Here is a 1502-nt window from a genome sequence, read left to right on the forward strand (position 1 = left end):
CAGTCGTTCCAGCAGGGGTCGTTGGAGGGGTTGTTCGCGGGTCCGCTGGAGTTGTTCGGGCAGGCGTTCGGCAAGGTGGTGGGGCGGCTGATCGGGAAGGACTCGTCGTCGATCCTGTCGAAGCGGCTCGACCACGTGCTGGCGGCGGGGTTGAACGACGTGCCGGGTGTGGCGGGTGAGGTGTCGCACTTGGTGGGGGCGGAGGTGAAGGGTCTGGGGAAGGGGCTGGTCCTCGACGCGGTGCGGACGGTGGAGCGGGATGTCGCGCGGTCGGTGGAGCGGGATGTGGCGCGGTTGGCGGGGAAGCTCGGTTCGGCGTCGGCGCGGCAGGAGTTCGCGAAGTCGGTGGGTCATCTGCTGGGCGCTTCGGTGCAGCAGTTGGAGGCGGGGTTCGTCCGGTTCGGCGAGGGGAGCATCGCGGACGCGTTCGCGCGCAAGATGGGGCGGATCTTCGAGGAGCACCTGACGGACGCGGCTTCGCATGCGGCGTTGCGGGAGGAGGCGCGGCAGATCGGGCGGAACTTCGGTGACGCGTTCGTGAAGCACTGGGGGCATCTGGGGGCGGACCACGCGCATCTGGGCGGGGTGTTGGCGCAGGCGTTGGGTGATCTCGCCGGCAGCGGGCCGCTGTCGCGGATGGCGCGGGAGTTCCCCGACCTGTTCACGGCGTCTGCGGGTAAGGAGGGCGTGGGCGGCTTCGCGAGGTTGTTCGGGCATTTCACGGCGGAGCATCCGCTGCACGGCAACGCGCTGTTCCAGTTGGGCCATGCGCTGGGGGAGATCCTGCAGGAGGGTGGGCAGAACGTCGCGTCGGACCTCGGGTACCAGCTGTTCTGGACGGATGAGCACGCGTTCACGGCGAGTGCGGGTTCGTTCTTCTCGGGGATGGCGATGGGCGCGTTCGGTCACGTCCTGCACAAGACGTTCGAGCCGTTGTTCGACCGGTATCAGAACTGGTTGCGGGAGCGGCAGTGGCGTGAGAACCCGGACGGGGCCAAGTACTTCGGGTTGTTGCATCCGTTGAACTTCGTGTCGTTCCTGGCGAACATGACCGGCAATCCGGCGCCGTTCCCGGTGCCGCGTCCGGGTGGGCACGACGGTGACGAGTCGTGGGGGCAGAGTGCGAAGGACCTGGCCAAGTGGTTCTTCTCGAACCCGTTCTCCGGGTTCGACCTGCGCTCCGACACCCCGATCGTCAACCTCTTCACCTCCGGCCACAAGACCGGCGCCGGGCCGGACGTGACGGAGGACAACCCGGACCACGCCACGATCGGCCGGGCCCTCAACGGCTCCGCGATCCCCACCACCGGCAGCGGCACGGCGGGCACCGGGCCGGTCACCGCGTCCGCTGACGGACCGTCGGTTGTCGGACTGTCGGCCCGGCCGCGTACCGAGAGCGGCGCGGGCGGGGCGCCGCAGCACGACGGGTTCGACTTCGGGCTCGGGGACGGGTCTTTCGCCGACAGGCTTCAAGCGGAGCTCGAGAGTGTCGGCAGGCCGGT

The 1502-nt window shown here is 69.2% G+C and carries 1 protein-coding gene; it reads left to right on the forward strand.

The annotated features are described in order from the left end of the window. A partial coding sequence (locus ACWD4U_RS34755; RefSeq protein WP_449787416.1) for a hypothetical protein occupies positions 1-1502 on the forward strand: 1502 nt, incomplete at both ends.

This window comes from Kitasatospora sp. NPDC002522 (genome assembly GCF_053595195.1).